Origin of the sequence: Notoacmeibacter marinus (assembly GCF_002238045.1) — a bacterium.
Classification (GTDB): Bacteria; Pseudomonadota; Alphaproteobacteria; order Rhizobiales; family Rhizobiaceae; genus Notoacmeibacter; species Notoacmeibacter marinus.
The window spans coordinates 1,356,597-1,376,373 of sequence record NZ_NBYO01000001.1 but is presented as its reverse complement, the minus strand read 5'-3'; the positions used below and the strand labels follow the sequence as shown (position 1 = coordinate 1,376,373).

Here is a 19,777-nt window from a genome sequence, read left to right as displayed (position 1 = left end):
CATTGTCTATGGTTTACGCAGCCATCGCGGTCATGTCCATAGCGAAGGCTGCGGTTCGCCTTTGCCGGTCAGTCGCCTTCGCCCGGCTCCGGCGAGAAGTATTTGTCGAGCTTGCCATCTTCGCCATCGAACTTCTCGGCTTCCGGCAACTGCTCTTTCTTCACCGTGATATTGGGCCATTTTTCGGCATATTCGGTGTTGATTTCCAGCCATTTGTCGAGCCCCGGTTCGGTATCGGGCTTGATGGCGTCTGCCGGGCATTCCGGTTCGCACACCCCGCAATCGATGCATTCGTCCGGGTGGATGACCAGCATGTTCTCACCTTCGTAGAAACAGTCTACCGGACAAACTTCCACGCAGTCGGTATATTTGCATTTGATGCAGTTATCCGTGACGAGATAGGTCATCGAGTTCCACTTTCGGAATTGCGGTAGATGTGTCTCGGGAGACGTCGGCACGGACCTATAATGTCCGGCTTTGCCTTTCAAGGCACAGATGCGTCTGCCAGACATTCGAAAGGCGAAACATTATTTCAGCGCCGTGGCGGAAACAGCTGTGGCGATGGCGATGCCGGCGTCATGTCTTCATAGAGGGTCTGCGCCTCGGCCGCCGGCCCCCGACGATCGCCGAGGGCGGCGATTTTCAGCACGCGGACCCGCGATGGCAGCGAAAGGGTGAGCACATCGCCGGGCCGAACCGCCTTCGCGCCGCTCCGCACCTTGTCGCGATTGATCCGCACATGACCCGCCTGGCAGAGCTTCTGCGCCAATGTCCGGCTTTTGCTGATACGGGCGAAATACAGCCAGCGATCCAGCCGCTGGCTCCGCATAGCCGGGTCGCCGCCTTCCTCGCTTCGCGAACGCTTTGGTGCCCGCACGCCGTCCGGTCCGGTCAGTCGCCAAGCTTGTCCTTCAGGGACTGAAGCTTGGCGAAGGGTGAATCCGGATCCACCTTCTGGGGCCGTGCTTCGTACTGCTTCGGTTTGCCGCCACCCTTTTTGGCAGAGCGCTGGCCCTTGCCGGCCGGACGACCATTCGGCTGAGCCTTGCGACTGGGTCCGCCGCGTTCGCCGCCAGCATTGCGGGCGTTTCTGCCGCCATGACGCGGGGCGCGATCCGTCCGGCCCGGCCGCCAGATGGTGATCGTCTTTTCTTCGGCTTCGGCTGCCGGGTCGGACCCCGCGTCTTCGACCACAGCCGACTTTTCGCCAAGTTCATCGCTGCTGATGCCGGCAGTCACGCCTGGACCGTGCGTCGCCGCCATCACGGCATGAGGATCGCTTTTGGCGACGATCGGCTTGGCATGCTTGGACATGTGAGAAGCGGCATGGGCGCTGCACAGCGTCTCGTTCAATTCGCCGATATGCTCTTCTTCGTCGCGTTGTGCCCGGTCGCCTTCCAGGTCCGCAACGGCAGCGGGCGAGATCGGTTTCCTCTCGGCATGCCGATCCGCTTCGGCAAGCCCGGAACCCGGAACATCGCCCATGATTTGGCCAAGCACGGCATGGGGATCGTGCGGCTCCGGCTTCAGCTTCCTCTGACGGGCAATATTGACCTGCGCCGCGGCATGGGCGTGAGACAATGTCTCATTGACTTCACCGGCATGTTTGGCCTCTTCCTCACGGGCATTGTCCGTGTCGGCGACCAGGGGCGACGTCGCTTTCGGCGTCCACCCCTCCGGTTTCTCGGCGTCTTTTTCCGATGTAGCGGGCGCATCGGCCGCATCGGTTTTCGGAATGACGATATCGGCCTCGCGCCTGGTCTCCCCGCGATAGCCGAGGCCTTTCAGAATCTCCTCCATATCGTCCGACGTCGCCCCGAGAATGCTCATCATGGCGGGCGTCACGAAAAAGGCGCGGCCTTCGACGGCCCCGTCCGGCGGCGTTCCATCGCTTGGCTTCCACGACAGGGCCGGGCGGATGAGATCGGCCAGCCGCTCCAGAATGTCGACGCGCACCGCACGCTGGCCCAGAACGCGAAACCCACCGAGACGGTAAAATTCCTCTCGCCAGGACGGATCGATCGGAAAGGAGGTGCGACCCTGCATCAGGGCGGCGATGACATCGCCCTCACCCGGTTCGCCGCGCGCATCGTTGGCGATCTGCCAAAGCGTCGTCAAAAGCCCGGCCGGAGCCGGTTTCAGAAGAGCCGGAACGAAAATGTGATAGGCGCCGAAGCGTACGCCCAGCTTGCGAAGACCGGCCCGCGCATCCTGATCGAGGCCGCGCACCTCTTCGGCAACCTTGCGCCGGTCGATCACGCCCAGCGCTTCGAACAGCTGATAGGCGAGGCCCTTGGCCATACCGTCCAGCCCCTCCCCCGCTTTCAAGTCGAGCAGCGGCTTCAACTGCACATCGACGAGATGACGCAAATAGCGCTCGGCCCGCGCCTGCACCTTGTCGCGCATCGGCCCGGTCAGTTGCTCATCCGCCAGCAGCACGATCCGCGGCGTCAGCACGTCCTCGCCCGATGTAAGCGAGGCCACCGGATCGCCGACCCAGCGCAGAACGCCGTCCGAACCGATGGCCAGATCATTGTTGGGCGCGGTCGAAAAATGCTCCGCCCGTTTCTCGAACTCGGCGGCGAGCGCCCTTTCGGCGGCACTCCGGATGGCCTTGGCCTCCTCCCCTTCCGCCGTACGGTCGGCCGTGAACCGGAACCCGTTCAGAGTTCCGATCGTGTGGCCTTCTACCGTTACCTCCCCGGCAGAACCAATTTCCGCTTCCAGCATGGCATTCTCTCTCAGCCGCCTCATCAAAACACTTGTCCTGCGATCAACGAAGCGTTTCGTCAACCGCTCATGCAGCGCATCGCTCAAACGATCCTCGATCCGTCGGGTCTCATTCTGCCAGTGGATCGGGTCGCGAAGCCAGCCCATTCTATGAGAAACATAGGTCCAGGTCCGTATCTGGGCGATGCGGGACGACAAAGTGTCGATATCGCCGTCGATCCGGTCGGCCCGCCTCACCTGCCCGGCCATGTAATCCTCGTCGACATGGCCAGTGCGCGCCAGATCGCCGAAAAGCTGGCCGATAATGTCGGCGTGCTGGGCCGGCGCGATCCGTCGGTAGTCTGGCAGCGCGCAGCAATCCCACAAAAGCGACACCCGGTTACGGCCCTTCGCCAGCGCGCGAACGTCCTCGTCCTTGGTAAGAAAGGCGAGCGCCTGCGCATCCGTTGCCGGCAGCGCGCGGGTCAGCCCTTCGACGACGGGCGAAACGTCCAGCGAGGCAAGCAACCCCTTAACGGACGAGAAATCGAAGGCGCGGCTGCGCCATTGCATGGTGCGGACCGGCGCGAATTCATGGCTCTCGATCCGTTGCACGATCTCTTCGTCGAACGGGTCCTGCAGGCCCGTCACGCCGAACGTGCCGTCATTCTGATAGCGGCCGGCGCGGCCCGCAATCTGCGCCAGTTCCGCCGGGTTCAGCGCCCGATGCTGGAAACCGTCGAACTTCCAGCCCTGCGCGAAGGCCACATGATCGACATCGAGGTTCAGCCCCATGCCGATCGCATCGGTCGCGACGAGATAATCGACATCGCCATTCTGGTAGAGCTCGACCTGCGCGTTGCGAGTGCGCGGCGACAACGCCCCCAGCACCACCGCCGCACCGCCACGCTGGCGGCGGATCAGTTCGGCGACCGAATAGACCTGATCGGCGGAGAAGGCGACGATGGCCGTGCGGCGCGGCAGCCGGGTGATCTTTCGTGAACCGGCGTAAAACAACTGCGAAAGGCGGGGTCTGGTGGTGATCGTCACCCCCGGCAGAAGGCGCGACAGAATGCCCGACATCGTGGCCGCGCCGAGCAGCAGGGTTTCGTCCCGTCCCCGCAGATGCAGGATGCGATCGGTGAAGACGTGCCCGCGTTCCAGATCGCCAGCAAGCTGCACCTCGTCGATGGCGACGAAGGAGACATCGGTCTGACGCGGCAGCGCTTCCACCGTGCAGACGCTGTATCGTGCGCCGGGCGGCGCGATCTTCTCCTCGCCCGTGATCAACGCCACATTGGCGCTGCCGACCCGCTCGCAGACGCGGCTATAGACCTCTCGCGCCAGAAGCCGCAGCGGCAGACCGATTATCCCGGATGGGTGGGCAACGAGCCGATCGATCGCCAGATGGGTCTTGCCGGTATTGGTGGGCCCCAGGATCGCCGTCACGCCCGCCCCGGAAAAGGGCGAACTCGGCTTCTGCTTTTTCTGCGTGATCCGCATCGCCTCTTTCGACCGTCCGCCAGGCGCGCACCGCGCCTTTCGCCCCTTCTTTATTCAGCCAGTACATAGAGAGGCCGGCCCGGTACGTTAAGGGTTGGAACGGGAATGGAACGGACCGTGGCCGAATCGCGTGTATCGGCGGATTGCCGCTTTGTTCACCGCTAGATCGTGCGCGGAGGGCTCGGCTCGCACCGAAATATAGGAGACGCTGACCTGCCCGGTCCGCCATCCGGAGCCGAAACGTTAATGAAGCAGTGCCGGACCGGCCGGGGAGAAACCTTTCAGAAAGAAACCCTATCGATGTCTTACCGCAAAATTTTGATTTTGTTAGGTTTTGAAACGATACCGGAACGAAGGGAGGCCGAAACGGAACACACCGATTCGCCGACTCGGCCAGCGCATTTTCCTAACGAAGTCTGAACGCATTTCGTCGTTCCTTGGCAAGCGGACGCGGCACGAAATGCCACAATGCGATGTCACGAAAAAATGGCGCGCTCGAATGAGCGCGCCATCGCATCACGTTTACGATCCCAAACCGTCAGATCATGTACTGGCCGCCATTCGGCGACAGGGTCGAGCCGGTAATGAAGGCCGCGTCGTCGGAGGCAAGGAACCCGACACAACGCGCGATCTCCTCTGGCTCGCCGAGCCGGCCGACCGGAATTTGCGGCAGGATCGTCTCGTTCATCACCTTTTCCGGAATCGTGCTCATCATGTCGGTGTTGATGTAGCCCGGGCAGATCGCGTTGACCGTCACCCCCTTGCGCGCGCCTTCCTGCGCCAGGGCCTTGGTGAAACCGAGGTCCCCGGCCTTGGCCGCCGAATAGTTCGCCTGCGCAAACTGGCCCTTCTGCCCGTTGACCGATGATATATTGATGATACGTCCGAAGCCGCGATCGCGCATGCCCTCCCAGACATTACGGGTCATGTTGAAGAGGCCGGTCAGATTGGTGCCAATAACGGCGTCCCAATGTTCGGGCGTCATCTTGTGGAACGGCGCATCGCGGGTGATGCCGGCATTGTTGACCAGGATTTCCACCGGCCCGCCGAGCGCCTCCTCCACCTTGGCGATCCCCTCCTTGCAGGCGTCGAAGGATCCGACATCCCATTTGAAGGTTTTGATTCCGGTTTCCTCGGTGAAGGCGGCGGCCTTTTCGTCATTGCCGGCATAGGTGGCGGCGACTGTATGGCCAGCCTCTTTCAGCGCTTTTGAGATCGCCGCGCCAATGCCGCGGCTGCCTCCCGTCACGATTGCTACTCGTCCCATATAGTCCTCCCAATTGTCCGGGATGACGGTTTTCCGTCATTCCACCCTTCTTTTTGTAGGACAGGGGTAGGTCAGCGCAAGTGCTTCATTCGGCTTAGTTTTTGCCGCACCGCAACACAAACCGAGCCAAAAGCACCATAGAAAAGGCCCGCGACTTTCCTCAGGAAAATCGCGGGCCGTTCATCGGGAAACGCTCCGAAGATCAGTTCATGTTTTCGACGCACATGGCGACGCCCATGCCACCGCCGATGCAGAGCGTGGCGAGCCCCTTCTTGGCGCCGCCGCGCTTCATCTCGAACAGAAGCGTGTTGAAGATGCGCGCGCCCGAGGCGCCGACCGGATGGCCGATGGCGATCGCCCCGCCATTGACGTTCACAATGTCGGGGTTCCAGCCCATATCCTTGTTGACCGCGCAGGCCTGCGCGGCAAAGGCTTCGTTGGCTTCCACAATGTCCAGATCGTCGACCTTCCAACCAGCCTTTTCCAGCGCCTTGCGCGAAGCCGGGATCGGGCCGGTGCCCATGATCTGCGGATCGACGCCCGCCGTCGCCCAGGACACGATCCGCGCCAGTGGCGTGATGCCGCGCCTGGACGCTTCCTCTTCGCTCATCAGCACCACGGCCGCCGCGCCGTCATTGATGCCGGAGGCATTGGCCGCCGTGACGGAGCCTTCCTTGTTGAAGGCCGGGCGCAGCTTGCCGATCTTTTCCTTCGTCACGCCATGCTTGATGTACTCGTCATCCTCGACGACCGTATCGCCCTTGCGGCCCTTCACCGTGAAGGGCACGATCTCATCCTTGAACTTGCCGGCCTTCTGGGCGGCTTCCGCCTTGTTTTGCGATGCAACAGCAAATTCGTCCTGCGTATCGCGCGAAAGCTGCCATTTCTCGGCCACGTTCTCGGCGGTGTTGCCCATATGGTAGCCGTAGAAAGCGTCCATCAGGCCGTCCTTCAGCATGGTGTCCTGCATTTTGAGGTCACCCATCTTCACGCCGCCGCGCAGATGCGCGGCATGAGGCGCCATGCTCATGCTTTCCTGGCCACCGGCCACGATGATCGAGGCATCACCCATGGCGATCTGCTGCATACCGATGGCAATCGTGCGCAAGCCCGATCCGCAGAGCTGGTTGAGCCCCCACGCCGTCGTCTCCTGAGGGCAGCCCGCCGCCATCGCGGCCTGGCGCGCCGGGTTCTGGCCTTGCGCCGCCGTCAGGATCTGGCCGAGAATGACCTCGTCGACCTCGTTGGGATCGACACCCGCACGCTCCAGCGCGGCCTTGATGGCGGTAGCGCCCAGCTCATGGGCCGGAACATTGGCGAAAGCGCCGTTGAATGAACCCACGGGGGTACGCGCCGCACTGGCGATGACGATGGATTGGCTCATCGGTTATTAACCTTCCTTGCAAAGACTTTTCTGTTTGTCGGCCTATATGAGGCCCCGGATCAAGACCAGCCCTGGCCCCAATATCCTCCCTTGACGTGCGTCCGCATTTGCCTCTGGGTAAGAATTGCTTTCGACAGGCCCTTTGGCAAGGGTCACAATTCTTCTACGCATCTGCACAATACCGCTTGGCATCGCACAATTGCCATGCCTATTGTCGCAGCACAGTGCAAAACGATGCAGCAACGCCGGATTGCGATCCGTCATCAGACAGGGAGACATGGAATGGCAGAAAAGGGCGGCACCATCGTCATCAAGAAATACGCCAACCGCCGGCTCTACAATACGGGCACCAGCACATACGTTACGCTTGAAGACCTTTCCAACATGGTCAAGCGCGACGAGGACTTCGTGGTGCAGGACGCGAAGACCGGTGCCGATATCACCCATTCCGTCCTGACCCAGATCATTTTCGAGCTGGAGAACCAGACGGGCAACGCCATGCTGCCCATACCCTTCCTGCGTCAACTGATCGCCTATTACGGCGACCAGATGCAGATGTTTGTCCCGTCCTATCTCGAACAGTCGATGAAGGCGTTCCAGAGCCGTCAGGAACAGCTTCGCGAGGAATTCACCAGCGCGATGGGCGACCCGGTTCAGCTGATGAGCGTCGGCCAGAAGGCCATGGAAGAGCAGGCCCGGCGCAATATGGAAATGTTCACCAAGGCGATGAGCATGTTCAATCCGTTCGCCGCGGGCCCGGCTGCCGGCATCGACGCCATGGAGGTCGACGGTGGCCAGGAGACCCAGTCTGGCAATGATCTAAGTGAGATGAAGCGCCAGATCGCCGCCATGCAGGAAAAGCTCGACAAGCTCGGCAGCAGCTGATCCTCCGGACAATCGCAACGCAGCGCCGGCTTCTTCGAATGCGTGGGGCGCAGCTTGATCCTTCCCTGTCAGGACCAGGACCGGACGATGCCGTCAGCCAAACCCTTGCCGCCGCAGCCGGACTTCTTGCGACGCGAAACCCGGCGCCTTCTTGAGTTTTCCGTCGCGGCCGCCATACCCGGCGGTGGGTTCGGGGTGCTGGACACTGCTGGACGGTTGCCGACGGACGCGCCGATCGACGGTGTTCTGACCTGCCGCAAGATCCACAGCTACGCGCTGGCGACGGCGCTGGGCGAATTTGACGGCGCCCATCTCGTCGGCCACGGCCTCAAGGCCCTTCGGGGCCCGTTGCGCGATGACAAACATGGTGGCTGGTACAAGAACGATACTGGCGAAGACCGCCGCAAGGAGGCCTACCTCCACGCTTTCGTGGCGCTGGCCGCCAGCACCGCCGTCGGCTTCGGCTACGACGCCCGCGACCTTCTCGACGAAGCCATCGCCGTGATCGAACGGCGCTTCTGGTCCGAAGACGAGGGCGCGATGCGCGAACGCTTCGAGGCGGACTGGACCGGCGAAATGGACTATCGCGGCGCCAATGCGAACATGCATAGCGTCGAAGCGTTTCTCGCTCTTGCCGACGTGACGGGTGATACCGAATGGCTCGGAAGGGCCGAACGGATCGTCGAGCGGCTGATCCATGACCACGCCCGAAGCAATGGCCATGCCGTGATCGAGCATTTCGACCGGACCTGGAATGTCCTGAGAACCTTCAACGCCGAACGGCCATATGACGATCTTCGCCCTTACGGACTGACGCCGGGCCATTACGCCGAATGGTCTCATCTGCTGTTGCGGCTGCAAATGGCGTTGGAGGAGGCCGGACGCGCGTCCCCTTCCACCCTTCGCGACGACGCGGAGGGACTGTTCGCCGCCACCTTGCGCGATGGCTGGAAGGATGAGCCGCCCGGTATCGTCTACACGGTTGGCTGGGATGGCGAGGCGAGCGTTGAAAACCGTCCGCACTGGGTCATAGCCGAAGCAGCAGTCGCTGCCGAATTTCTGTCCGGCCGAACCGGCGGTGAAGGCTATGCCGAATGGCGTAACCGATTCTGGGCCACCATCGAAGATGTGTTTGTCGATGAGGCGTTCGCCGGTTGGTGGAACGAGGTGGACGGTCGGAACCAGCCCTCCGAGGCCATCTATCGGGGCAAGCCGGACCTCTACCATGCCTACCAGGCCGTTCTCGCTGCGCGACTTCCGCTTGCACCGACCTACGCCGCCGCTGTGCGGCGTTCGCTGGATAGCACGTGACGCAGAAAAGCCGGCGTCCCGAAGGAGGCCGGCTCACCATCGAAAGACGTCGTTCGCCGCAGGGGTGCCGCGTCAGTCCTTCGGCTGAAGCACCTGGCGGCCGCGATACATGCCGCTCTTCAGGTCGATGTGATGCGGACGGCGCAGTTCGCCCGAATTCGAATCTTCGATATAGGTAGGCTGCTTCAGCGCATCCGTGCTGCGGCGCATACCACGCTTCGCACGCGAAACTTTCCTTTTCGGCACTGCCATGGTGCGTCTCCATTTGGCTCAACACGCTTGCCGGCCCTCACGAAAGGACCATCCAGAGCGGCGATGGTTTTATGAATTGGCGGGCCTATACACCGTCCATGCGGCGATGGCCAGCACCTTGCGGCGAAAAATTGCACCGCAACGCGACCGTTTCCTCGGTCAGCCATCCAGTTCCAGACATCCGGTATAGGCTCCGCTTCGGGTTGCCCGGCGCTGGATCAGCCGCGCCAGCTTGCGGGTGCCCGGCCCGCCCGCTTCCGGGTTGCGTTCGGCAGGGTTCGGCAAAGTGGCGGCCAGCCTTGCTGCCTGCTCCGCCGACAGCTTTGCCGCCGAACGGCCGAAATAGTGCTGCGAAGCCGCCTCGACGCCGTAAATCCCCTCACCCAGCTCCACCACATTGAGGTAGATTTCCATGATCCGGCGCTTGGGCAGAATGGCGTCCATCGCAACGGCATATGGGATCTCGATCCCCTTGCGCACGAAGGAGCGCGACGGCCAGAGGAAGAGGTTCTTCACAAGCTGCATCGGAATGGTGGACGCGCCGCGCGTCTTCTCCCCGTCCAGCGCGTCTTCCACGACCACCTTCAATTCACCGAGATCCACGCCGTAATGGCGGCAGAACTGGCCATCTTCGCTCATCATCACGCTGCGTGGCAGGACCGGCGCCATTTCGTCCAGAGAGACCCATTGCCGTTCATAGCCCTTCAGCGCGATCAGATCGGCGATCATCAATGTGGAGACCGGACGAATCTGCGGTACGAGCGCCAGCGCGATCAGACCGATGGGAAGGAGCGCGATGATGGCGAGAACCAGAGCGGCCCGCACGAACCAGCGCCGGCCGCGCTTTCCACGGCGTGGCGCAGTTGCCTTGCCCTTACGGCGGCCCGGCTTCGCCTTCGGCCCGCGGCTCAAGACGCGGTCCTCGGCCATGACCGCATCGGGAAAGGACGCGCCATCGCTCTTCGTGCCGTCTGCCATGCTGCTGTCATCACGCTTTGGCACACAATTATATCCCGTTTGTCCGTATCGCGCGGCGCGCTCCAGCTGTCCTCTTGCCATACTGAGGGAGGCCGCCGGGCGCAACGCCGCCGAATGAGGATCGGACCACGCTTGACCGGGCGATAAGGACAGGGCAGGTCAGCCGCCATGGATGAAAGCCGCCCCACCCCTGCAACGCCGCCCGCCGTTCTTGCCGATCATGCCGAGCGGATGGAGAAATTGCTGGACCGGCTTTTATCGCCGCAGACGCTCTGCGATGAAATCGCCCGACCGGAACGGCTGCGCGCGGCAATGGCGCATGGGCTGCTCGGTGGCGGCAAAAGATTGCGCCCCTTTCTGGTCGAGCAGAGCGCGGCTTTGTTCCACGCAAATACAGACGCCGTTCTTCGGGTCGGAGCGGCGCTCGAATGCGTTCATTGTTATTCGCTGATCCATGACGATCTGCCGGCCATGGACGATGACGATCTCCGGCGCGGTCGGCCGACGGTCCATCGCGCCTTCGACGAGGCGACGGCGATCCTGGCGGGCGATGCCCTCCTGACCCTCGCCTTCGACATCGTGTCGAGCGATGAAACGGATCTGCCCCCGACCCGCAAGCTCGCTTTGGTCGCCGGCCTGTCGCGCGCTGCCGGCATTGGCGGGATGGTCGGTGGCCAGATGCGCGACCTGGAGGCGGAAAAGACCGACCGGCCGCTCGCAATTCGCGACATCGAGATGCTTCAGAGCATGAAGACCGGCGCGCTCCTGCGCTATGCCTGCGAAGCGGGCGCCATTGCCGCCGGCGCATCGGGCGATGAACGGGCGCGGCTGCGCCGCTTTGGCGAAATCGTCGGACTGTCCTTCCAGCTTGCCGACGATTTGCTGGACCTGACCTCCGATACGGCCACCACCGGCAAGGCGACCGGCAAGGATGCTGCTGCCAACAAGGCGACGCTGCCCTCGCTTCATGGCATCGACTGGACGACCGCGCGCCTGCGCGACCTCGTGGTCGAAGCGACCGATCTGCTGGACCCCTTTGGATCGAAGGCGGACATCCTCGTGCAGACGGCGCGCTACATCGCCTTTCGCGACCGCTAGCGTCAACGCCCGTCAGCGGATGCGCTGCACCACGCAGCTTCCGCCCTGCCGGCGAAATTCGGCGCACAGACGGTTGGCCTCGGCGCGGCTGTCCGCGCCAATCCCGGCGGCATAGATCCGCGCTCTGACGCCGGGCCGCCGCATTCTTGTCACGACCGGATCGTGGCGCCCCAGCATCGCATGACGCTGCCGCAGCCGCTGCAATTGCCGCTCTGCCGCCGATCGCCGGAAGCTGCCGGCCAGTTGCACCAACCAGCGCTTGGCCGAGCGCGCCATGGCGGGCGAACGGGTGCGAATCACCGGCAGGCGTTCGCATCCCTTGAGAAAGGAGTGCTTGACGCTCAGCGGCGCGATCCCGCTCCGATAAGACGCATCGGCGAAGCGATCCGCCGGCTCCTGCATCACTTTGAGCACATAATTTTCGGTTTCGAGCGGCAGCCATGGATTGCCGCCGATCCATTTGCGCAACCGTTCTTCGCCGGCATTGTAGCCGATGGCCGCGCGGCCGAGATTGCCGTAGCGCGCCCGCATCTCGGCAAGATACGCCGCCGATGCCGCCAGCGCCGTTTCCAGATCGAACGCATCGGATAAACCGCGCAGCTTGGCAGTGCCGGGCATGAACTGCGCGATGCCTTCCGCGCCGACCGGCGAGATCGCACCGGAATCGAATCGGCTCTCCGTCCAGACCAGGCGGGCGAAAAAAGCGGCGGGAAGACCGTTCTTCTCCGCTTCGCGTTTGATCAGGCCGCAGACCCGTTTCACATGCGCGGCCGGCGCGGTTTCCACAGGCTGGGCCGAAACCGGCACGGCAAGCAGGAGAAGGCAGAGAGCAAGGCCGATGCGCCGGCCCCGCATGGCCTCACTCCGCCGCGTCGGCGTTTCGGCCGAATCGTCGCTCGATATAATCGGCGAGCATGGCGCGGAAATCCTCGGCAATATTGTTGCCGCGTAGCGTGGCCGCCTTGCGCCCCTCGACATAGACCGGCGCTGCCGGGCTCTCGCCGGTGCCGGGCAGCGAGATGCCGATATCGGCATGCTTGCTCTCGCCCGGCCCGTTGACGATGCAGCCCATCACCGCGACCTTCAGTTCCTCGACGCCGGGATATTTCTCGCGCCAGAGCGGCATCTGTTCGCGCAGATCGCTCTCGATCCGCTGCGCCAGTTCCTGAAAGACGGTCGATGTCGTCCGCCCGCATCCGGGGCAGGCCGCGACCACCGGCAGAAACTGCCGGAACCCCATGGTCTGCAAAAGTTCCTGCGCCACTTGCACCTCGCGGGTGCGGTCGCCTCCCGGCTCCGGCGTCAGCGAAATGCGGATCGTATCGCCGATCCCCTGCTGGAGCAGAATGCCCATCGCCGCCGACGAAGCGACGACGCCCTTGGTGCCCATGCCGGCCTCGGTCAGGCCGAGATGAAGGGCGTGATCGCTCCGCTCGGCAAGCATGGCGTAGACCGCGATCAGATCCTGCACCTGGCTGACCTTGGCCGACAGGATGATCCTGTCGCGCCCGAGGCCGATGCTCTCGGCGAGTTCCGCGGACAGGAGCGCGCTCTGGACGATGGCTTCGCGCGTCACTTCGCGCGCCGATAGAGGCGAGCCATTCGCCTGGTTCTCGTCCATCAGCCGCGTCAGCAGTTCCTGGTCGAGCGACCCCCAATTGACACCGATCCTTACCGGCTTGTCGTATCGGATCGCCATTTCGACGATTTCGGCGAACTGCCGGTCGCGCTTGTCGCGGAAACCGACATTGCCGGGGTTGATGCGGTATTTGGCAAGGGCTTCGGCGCAGGCCGGATGATCGGCCAGAAGCTTGTGTCCGATATAGTGAAAATCGCCGACGAGCGGCACATCGAGGCCGAGCCGCTCCAGCCGTTCGCGGATTTTCGGCACGGCAGTCGCTGCTTCGTCGCGATCCACCGTGATGCGGACGATCTCGGAGCCGGCGCGGTGCAGCGCCGCGACCTGCGCGACCGTCCCGTCGATATCGGCCGTATCCGTATTGGTCATCGACTGGACAACCACCGGCGCCTGTCCACCGACGGTCACGCCTCCGACGCTGACCCCGACCGAATGGCGGCGGGCAAGCGGCTCACGGAGAATGGCGGTCATGACAAACCTCTCTGTCGTCGCGGTCCTGACAGGGTCGAAACCCTTCCGTTCCTAGGTCGGTTACCGAAGCGCTTGCGTCAAGCGCGTAAAGGCGTCAAGCCGGTGATTGAAGACGGGGAAGAATGGAACCCGTTTCATTCCGCTTCGTTGAAAAGCAGGATCAGTATTAGAGGATCAAAGGGATATTTTCATGAGTTTCTTTCGCGAGAACGACTGGCGCGACGATCTGTCCGAACAGCTTGAGGCTCTGCGTGGCGAGATCGCTTCGCTGCGCCGCGACGCATCACGCAAATCGAGCCGTGCCGTCGCATCGACCCGCCACACGGGCGAGGATGTTTTCGAAACCATCCGCGACTACTTCAACCCGCCGAAAAGCTTCTATCAACGCGGCTCGCGGCTGGCGAGCGACAATCCGGGAACAACGGCTGCGGCAGCGCTCGTGGGCGTGGCGCTCGTGGGCCTGGCGGCTACCTTCTTCCTCAGCCAGTCGTCCAGGACCGAACAGCGCGACTATCCCGGAACGCCGACGCCGCCACCGTCGGATAACTGATACGCGCCAGGCGTAACAATGATTGAAAGGCCGCCCTCCACGGCGGCCTTTTTCTTGTTATGATAAAATGCTGCAGTTGCGAAGAGATTATGCGGACCCATTTAAGGGTGACGCGTTTCAACCCGATGGGCGAAGCCGAACAAACGCCGACAGCCATAGAACCCCCACGACACCGGCTGAAGCGACAAGGACCGACCATATATGGATCAGAGCGCATTTTGCAGGAACACGATAACGGCGAAAGATGGCCTGCTCGTCAATCTGGCCCTTCAGGGCGGCGGCAGTCACGGCGCCTTCACATGGGGCGTTCTGGACCGGTTGCTCGAAGACGGACGCCTGGCATTCCCCGCGATCTCGGGTACGTCGGCCGGCGCTGTCAACGCCGTGGCGCTGGCGCATGGCTGGGCCGAGAACGGGCGCGAAGGCGCGCGGCAGAAGCTGCACGATGTCTGGCGACGCGTCGGTTTGAAGGGCCGATTCTCTCCGATCCAGCGGAACCCGTGGGACCGGGCATGGGGCAATTGGTCGGTCGAAAACACGGTCGGCTTCAACTGGCTGGAAGCGCTGTCGCGAACCGTATCGCCGAATATGGCCAACCCTTTCAATCACAACCCTCTCAAAGAGGTGGTTGATGCGGAGATCGATTTCGATCTGATCCAGCGCAAATGCGCTATCGATCTCTTTATTGCAGCGACGAATGTGGAGACGGGCCAGCTTCGCCTTTTCATCAATGACGAGCTGGATTCGCGCGTCATCGCCGCTTCCACTTGCCTGCCGACGCTCTTTCCCGCCGTCGAGATTAACGGGCAATATTATTGGGATGGCGGATATGGCGGCAATCCGGCGCTCTTTCCGCTTCGGGACGCCAACGATCATCCCGATCTACTGCTGATTCAGATCAATCCGATTGTTCGCCAGGGCGTGCCGCAAACCGCGCGGTCCATTCAGAACCGCGTCGACGAGATTACCTTCAACGCCACCCTTTTGCGCGAATTGCGCGATATCGCCATGTTCCGTGGCCTGATAGCGGAGGGCAAGCTCGATCCATCCGCCGTCAAACTGCAGCGTTTCCATCGGATCGATGGCGACAGCCATTTGGACGAACTGGGCGCCAGTTCGAAAGTATCGGCGGAGTGGGAGTTTCTGACCCATATGCGCGACCTTGGCCGTGCGGCGGCCGATGACTGGATGACCGGCTGTCTCGATCGGGTCGGCAGGGAGGAAACGTTCGACCTTCCCGGCCTGACGGAAGATGGTCGACTGTTGCAACCCTATCGGCACAAACAGGTCAAAACCATGCTGATGGACCGGATACGCGGACTTGTGAGCCGCTGACGCGCTGACTATCTGGGCCGCTACACGCGACAATTGAATTGATTGCCTATATTCTCTTCATTGCATATGGGCGGTCCGAGACAGCCCTTGCCGCAAAGGAGCCTATGGTGAAGCTGACGGTCAACGGCCAGCCGGCCCAATTCGACGTCGATCCCGAAATGCCCCTGCTGTGGGCATTGCGCGACGTTCTGGGCCTGATGGGAACGAAATTCGGCTGCGGCATCGCCCAATGCGGCGCATGTACGGTCATGGTCGATGGCATGCCACGCCGCTCATGCGTCACACCCGTGGGATCGCTCGAGGATGCCTCAATCACCACCATCGAGGGTCTGGCGGTCGGCGATCGGCCCCATCCGGTTCAGCAGGCATGGATCGACGAACAGGTGCCACAATGCGGCTATTGCCAGGCCGGCCAGATCATGAGCGCCGTGGCTCTGCTTGAGGAGAACCCTGAACCGAGCGAAGAAGAGATCGCCCGGGCGATGACCGGCAATTACTGCCGATGCGGCACGTATCCCGCGATCCGCGCGGCCATTTTACGTGCATCCGGCCAGGAAACCGGCCCGCCGGCCGCGAATGCGTCGGAAAGGACAATCGACCGTGGGTAAGCTCGGCACCATCACCCGACGGACGCTTTTGGTGGGTACGGCGGCCATCGGCGCCGGCGTCGCCTTCGTAGCCTGGCGGGTGAACCAGCCGCTCGAAAACCCGTTTCGCGGCAATCCCGATTCCGGCGATACTGCGCTCAACCCCTTCGTCCTGATCGCCGAAGACGGCACGGTCACGATCGTCGTGCCGCGCGCCGAGATGGGCCAGGGCGTCACGACGACGCTCGCGGCCCTCGTCGCCGAGGAGCTCGATGTCGGCCTGTCGGATATCGCCGTTATCCACGGCCCTGCCTCCAGCGCCTATTACAACGCCGCCCTCATCACGTCCGCCATGCCGGTCGAGCCCTGGGACGACGGTATGATGGCCGACGGGTTCCGCCAGTTCGCAGGCATCGTCGGCAAGGTGATGGGCATGCAGTTGACCGGCGGCTCCACCTCGACACGCGACGCCTTCGACAGAATGCGCATTGCCGGGGCCTGCGCCCGGGAAACCCTGAAGGCCACTGCTGCCGAGGTGTGGAACGTCGACCGTTCGACGCTTCAGACACGCAACGGTTCGGTGATCGACCCTTCCGGGCCACGCTCGGTCCGTTATGCCGAACTCGCCTCTGCTGCGGCCCTTCGCGAGCCGATTACCGATATCGAGCCGCGCGATCCGTCGGAATGGACCATTCTCGGTCGGAGCCAGCACCGTGTCGATGTCCCGGCCAAGGTCAGGGGAGCGCCGATCTTCGGCGTCGACATGGCTTTCGACGAGATGCTCTACGGCACCGTCGCCATGGGCCCGCTGCCCGGCGTCAAGGCAAAGAAGGCCGACCGCAATGCCGCGCTGGCAATTCCCGGCGTTCGCGCCGTCGTTCCGCTGTCGAGCGTCTATGGCGAGGGATTCGGCGTCATCGCCGACAACACCTGGACGGCGTTCAAGGCGCGCGAGGCGCTCGCCATCGAATGGGAGAGCGAGGAGAGCTACGGCGAAACCGAACTGAACGCTGCTTTTGACGAGGCGTTCGATGCCGGCGGCGGCGACGTTCACCGCGACGATGGCGATGTGGATTCGATCTTCTCCGAAGCAGCGGAAGACGACATTCTGGCGGCGGACTACGCCGTGCCGCTTCTCGCCCATGCCACCATGGAGCCGATGAATGCGACCGCACGGCTGAAGGACGGCAAACTCGATATCTGGTGCGGCAATCAGGCGCCGACACTGGTCCGTCGCTTCTGCGCGGAAGGGCTCGGCTTGGACGAGGAAGACTGCCGGGTCCACACCATGATGCTGGGTGGCGGTTTCGGCCGACGCGCCGAATTCGACTTCGCGCTTTACGCCGCGCAAATGGCCGAGCGCACCGATGGCATCCCGGTCAAGGTGACATGGTGCCGCGAAGAGGACACCCGCCACGATCTCTATCGCCCGCCGGCCCGTGCGCGATGCCGAGCCCGGCTGGACGGTGATGGCGCGATCGCCGCGCTCGACATGCAACTCGCCTCGCCCTCCATTCTGGGGTCGCTGATGGGTCGGATGGGCATGTCCGCTTTCGGCCAGGATGCGACGATGAGCGAGGGCGCGGGCAACCAGCCCTATCGGCTGGAGAACTTCCGCGTTTCGACGCCCGAGATCGATCTGCCTCTGAATGTCGGCTTCTGGCGCTCGGTCGGCAATTCCAACAATGCGTTCTTCATGGAGTGTTTTCTGGACGAGATCGCCCGGTCGGCGGACCGCGACCCGCTTGAACTGCGCCTGTCGCTGCTCGACGGATTCGAGCCTGCCAAGGCGGTGCTGCGCAAGGTCGGCGAGATGGCGAATTGGCAGGGCGGCTCGGTCGGGCCGAACCGCGCGCAGGGCCTGGCGTTCTGCTTCTCCTTCAACACCTCCGTCGCCCAGATCGTTGAAGTGTCGCGGGACGACGACGAGCGCATCTCGATCGACAAGGTCTGGTGTGCCGCCGATTGCGGGCTTGTGCTCGATCCGGCCATTGTCCGCGCGCAATTGTCCGGCGGTATCGTCTTCGGCCTTTCATCGGCGATGATGCAGGAGATCACCCTGAAGGACGGCGCTGTCGAGCAGGGCAATTTCGATACCTACCCGATGATGCGGTATCATCAGTGCCCCTCCATCGAGGTCTCGCTCAGTCGCCGGCAGACCTTCATGGGCGGTGTTGGCGAACCGGGCACGCCGCCGGCCGCGCCCGCCCTTGCAAACGCTGTGGCTGCGCTGACCGGCGAGCGGGTTCGCACCCTACCGCTGAACAAGGCCGTCACTTTCGCTTAGATCGGGGCCGCCCCAAGAGGTTTCAACGCGAAACTTCCTATGGCCCTGTCAACATGGAACAAATCGCCGCTTGCCGCATTTCCATTCAATAATTGGGGAGATTTGAAATGAGCACACTCGGCATTATTCTTCTTGTCATTCTGGTCCTGCTGCTGCTGGGCGCCATTCCGGCCCGCGGCCGTTTCGGTAACGGACCGATAGGCATTCTCGGTGTCATACTGATCATCGTGATCATTCTGGTGCTGGTCGGTTACATCTGACCGACAGACAGGATTTGACCTCCAGAGAAACGTCCGGCTTGTCCCGCCGGGCGTTTCTTTTTGCGTTCAGTTCCCGGGCGCGACCCGGCTTCGAACGAGCGGCAACACCGCAAGGAAGATCAAAAGAAGCGCCGACAGGCTGACCATCACGGCGCCCAGGCTTGTCCACGATGCGATCAGTCCGATCACGGACGGCGCCAGCAAAATGCCGGAAAACCCGATCGTCGAAGTGATAGCGATACCGGTTGCGGCGGGAACGCCAGGAATGGACGAGGACAGAACGAACAGCACCGGCACCATATTGCTGAGACCGATGCCGACCAGCACCGCGCCGACGAGAATCAGCGGCAACGACGTCGCCATGCCGAAGAGGAACAGGCCGGCACAGCCAACCACCGCACCGCCGCCAAGCAACCACCAGAGGCTGAACCGCCGCCTGAGCGGATCACCGACAAAACGCATGAGCGCCATTGCCGCCGAAAAGAAGCCGAAAGCGTAGCCCGAAAGCGCCACTGGCACCGCGCGCTCTTCGCGCAGGAACAAGGCGCTCCAGTCCAGAAGCGCACCTTCCGTTACATAGGCGATCAGCGCCAGCCCGGCGATAAGATAGGGAAGCGCGGCCAGCGGCCAGTTGGTCCCGCGCTTTCCGTTCTCGGCGTCGAACCGATGCGATGGGTCGGATTCACGCCAGAGCGACGCCACGACGGTCAGAAGCAGGGCGGCCAGCGTGGCCACCGCCGTTTGCCCCCACAACCCGTAATAGGCGATCAGCCAGCCACCGCTGGCCGCGCCGAAGAACCCGCCGAGCGACCAGAACCCATGGCAGGCGCTCATGATGGGTCGGCCCATATGGCGTTCGGTTTCCGCTGCCGCACTGTTCATACTGACCTCGACGAGCCCGATCACCGCCCCGGACAGAAAGATCGAGATGCCGCCGACCACCGGTCCGGGCGCGAGCGTCAAAACCGGCAGAACCAGAAGGCTCAGCCAAAGAGCGATAAGCAATGGCACCCGTGCGCCGCTGCGGACGATCCAGCGGCCCGCAAGCGGCATGGTCGTCAGCGAGCCGATGCCGAAGAAAAAGATGAAGAGTCCCAGCCCCCGTTCGCCGACGCCCATGCGCTCGGCGAATTCAGGAATTTTCGGCACCCAGCATCCGACGATCAGGCCCGACTGTAAAAAGGCGCAACCGATGGCGATCCGCGCAAGCGGCCATCGGGTTTCCGGCATGACTTTCGCCCCGACAACGCCCAAGCGCCCT

At 62.9% G+C, this 19,777-nt stretch carries 18 protein-coding genes; 8 read left to right on the top strand and 10 right to left on the bottom strand.

The genetic code is table 11. The annotated features are described in order from the left end of the window. Nucleotides 1–68: 68 nt before the first annotated feature. From fdxA to B7H23_RS06540, 5 genes are all read right to left on the bottom strand, one after another. Nucleotides 69–407, bottom strand: coding sequence for a ferredoxin FdxA (gene fdxA, locus B7H23_RS06560; protein WP_094076501.1), 339 nt, complete (start codon nucleotides 405–407; stop codon nucleotides 69–71). 125 nt (nucleotides 408–532) lie between these two features. Further along, nucleotides 533–877 carry an RNA-binding S4 domain-containing protein gene (locus B7H23_RS06555; protein WP_240534991.1) on the bottom strand — a complete coding sequence of 115 codons (345 nt, stop codon included), beginning with the start codon at nucleotides 875–877 and terminating at the stop codon, nucleotides 533–535. Between the two features lie 14 nt (nucleotides 878–891). Then, nucleotides 892–4,212, bottom strand: a complete 3,321-nt coding sequence (locus B7H23_RS06550) for a helicase-related protein (RefSeq protein ID WP_094076499.1) — start codon at nucleotides 4,210–4,212, stop codon at nucleotides 892–894. A 538-nt stretch (nucleotides 4,213–4,750) separates the two neighbouring features. After that, nucleotides 4,751–5,479, bottom strand: a complete 729-nt coding sequence (phbB, locus tag B7H23_RS06545; RefSeq protein WP_094076498.1) for an acetoacetyl-CoA reductase — start codon at nucleotides 5,477–5,479, stop codon at nucleotides 4,751–4,753. A 202-nt stretch (nucleotides 5,480–5,681) separates the two neighbouring features. Further along, on the bottom strand, nucleotides 5,682–6,863 hold the full coding sequence (locus tag B7H23_RS06540; protein WP_094076497.1) for an acetyl-CoA C-acetyltransferase: 1,182 nt from the start codon (nucleotides 6,861–6,863) through the stop codon (nucleotides 5,682–5,684). 282 nt (nucleotides 6,864–7,145) lie between these two features. Here B7H23_RS06540 and phaR point away from each other — a divergent pair, with 282 nt between their 5' ends. Then, nucleotides 7,146–7,748 (top strand): polyhydroxyalkanoate synthesis repressor PhaR, encoded by a 603-nt coding sequence (gene phaR, locus B7H23_RS06535; RefSeq protein ID WP_094076496.1) that lies wholly within the window; start codon nucleotides 7,146–7,148, stop codon nucleotides 7,746–7,748. A gap of 87 nt (nucleotides 7,749–7,835) precedes the next feature. Next, entirely contained in the window at nucleotides 7,836–9,059 is a 1,224-nt protein-coding gene (locus B7H23_RS06530) for an AGE family epimerase/isomerase (protein WP_094076495.1), read from the top strand. A 72-nt stretch (nucleotides 9,060–9,131) separates the two neighbouring features. Here B7H23_RS06530 and rpmF read toward each other — a convergent pair whose 3' ends face one another. Both rpmF and mtgA read right to left on the bottom strand, forming a co-directional pair. Beyond that, on the bottom strand, nucleotides 9,132–9,311 hold the full coding sequence (rpmF, locus tag B7H23_RS06525; protein ID WP_094076494.1) for a 50S ribosomal protein L32: 180 nt from the start codon (nucleotides 9,309–9,311) through the stop codon (nucleotides 9,132–9,134). A 159-nt stretch (nucleotides 9,312–9,470) separates the two neighbouring features. Beyond that, on the bottom strand, nucleotides 9,471–10,241 hold the full coding sequence (mtgA, locus tag B7H23_RS06520) for a monofunctional biosynthetic peptidoglycan transglycosylase (RefSeq protein ID WP_094076928.1): 771 nt from the start codon (nucleotides 10,239–10,241) through the stop codon (nucleotides 9,471–9,473). A 216-nt stretch (nucleotides 10,242–10,457) separates the two neighbouring features. On the opposite strand from mtgA, the gene B7H23_RS06515 reads away from it, so the two are divergent. After that, nucleotides 10,458–11,387, top strand: a complete 930-nt coding sequence (locus B7H23_RS06515) for a polyprenyl synthetase family protein (protein WP_094076493.1) — start codon at nucleotides 10,458–10,460, stop codon at nucleotides 11,385–11,387. A 12-nt stretch (nucleotides 11,388–11,399) separates the two neighbouring features. Here B7H23_RS06515 and B7H23_RS06510 read toward each other — a convergent pair whose 3' ends face one another. Beyond that, the gene (locus B7H23_RS06510; protein WP_094076492.1) at nucleotides 11,400–12,242 is read right to left on the bottom strand and encodes a lytic transglycosylase domain-containing protein; all 843 of its coding nucleotides are present in this window, start codon (nucleotides 12,240–12,242) and stop codon (nucleotides 11,400–11,402) included. A 4-nt stretch (nucleotides 12,243–12,246) separates the two neighbouring features. After that, nucleotides 12,247–13,497, bottom strand: a complete 1,251-nt coding sequence (gene ispG, locus B7H23_RS06505) for a flavodoxin-dependent (E)-4-hydroxy-3-methylbut-2-enyl-diphosphate synthase (protein WP_094076491.1) — start codon at nucleotides 13,495–13,497, stop codon at nucleotides 12,247–12,249. Nucleotides 13,498–13,687: 190 nt separating this feature from the next. On the opposite strand from ispG, the gene B7H23_RS06500 reads away from it, so the two are divergent. From B7H23_RS06500 to B7H23_RS06480, 5 genes are all read left to right on the top strand, one after another. Beyond that, nucleotides 13,688–14,047, top strand: coding sequence for a hypothetical protein (locus B7H23_RS06500; RefSeq protein WP_094076490.1), 360 nt, complete (start codon nucleotides 13,688–13,690; stop codon nucleotides 14,045–14,047). 201 nt (nucleotides 14,048–14,248) lie between these two features. Continuing rightward, nucleotides 14,249–15,382: a patatin-like phospholipase family protein gene (locus B7H23_RS06495; RefSeq protein WP_094076489.1), complete on the top strand. Its 1,134-nt coding sequence runs from the start codon at nucleotides 14,249–14,251 to the stop codon at nucleotides 15,380–15,382. Nucleotides 15,383–15,486: 104 nt separating this feature from the next. Next, entirely contained in the window at nucleotides 15,487–15,990 is a 504-nt protein-coding gene (locus tag B7H23_RS06490; protein WP_094076488.1) for a (2Fe-2S)-binding protein, read from the top strand. After that, a complete protein-coding gene (locus B7H23_RS06485; protein ID WP_094076487.1) occupies nucleotides 15,983–18,256 on the top strand; it encodes a xanthine dehydrogenase family protein molybdopterin-binding subunit in 2,274 nt (757 codons plus the stop codon). Before B7H23_RS06490 ends, B7H23_RS06485 begins: the two co-directional genes overlap by 8 nt. Before the next feature lie 107 nt (nucleotides 18,257–18,363). Further along, nucleotides 18,364–18,516 (top strand): DUF3309 family protein, encoded by a 153-nt coding sequence (locus B7H23_RS06480; protein WP_094076486.1) that lies wholly within the window; start codon nucleotides 18,364–18,366, stop codon nucleotides 18,514–18,516. A gap of 66 nt (nucleotides 18,517–18,582) precedes the next feature. Here the strand turns inward: B7H23_RS06480 and B7H23_RS06475 are convergent, their stop codons facing one another. Beyond that, the gene (locus B7H23_RS06475) at nucleotides 18,583–19,746 is read right to left on the bottom strand and encodes an MFS transporter (RefSeq protein ID WP_094076485.1); all 1,164 of its coding nucleotides are present in this window, start codon (nucleotides 19,744–19,746) and stop codon (nucleotides 18,583–18,585) included. Nucleotides 19,747–19,777 lie beyond the last annotated feature (31 nt).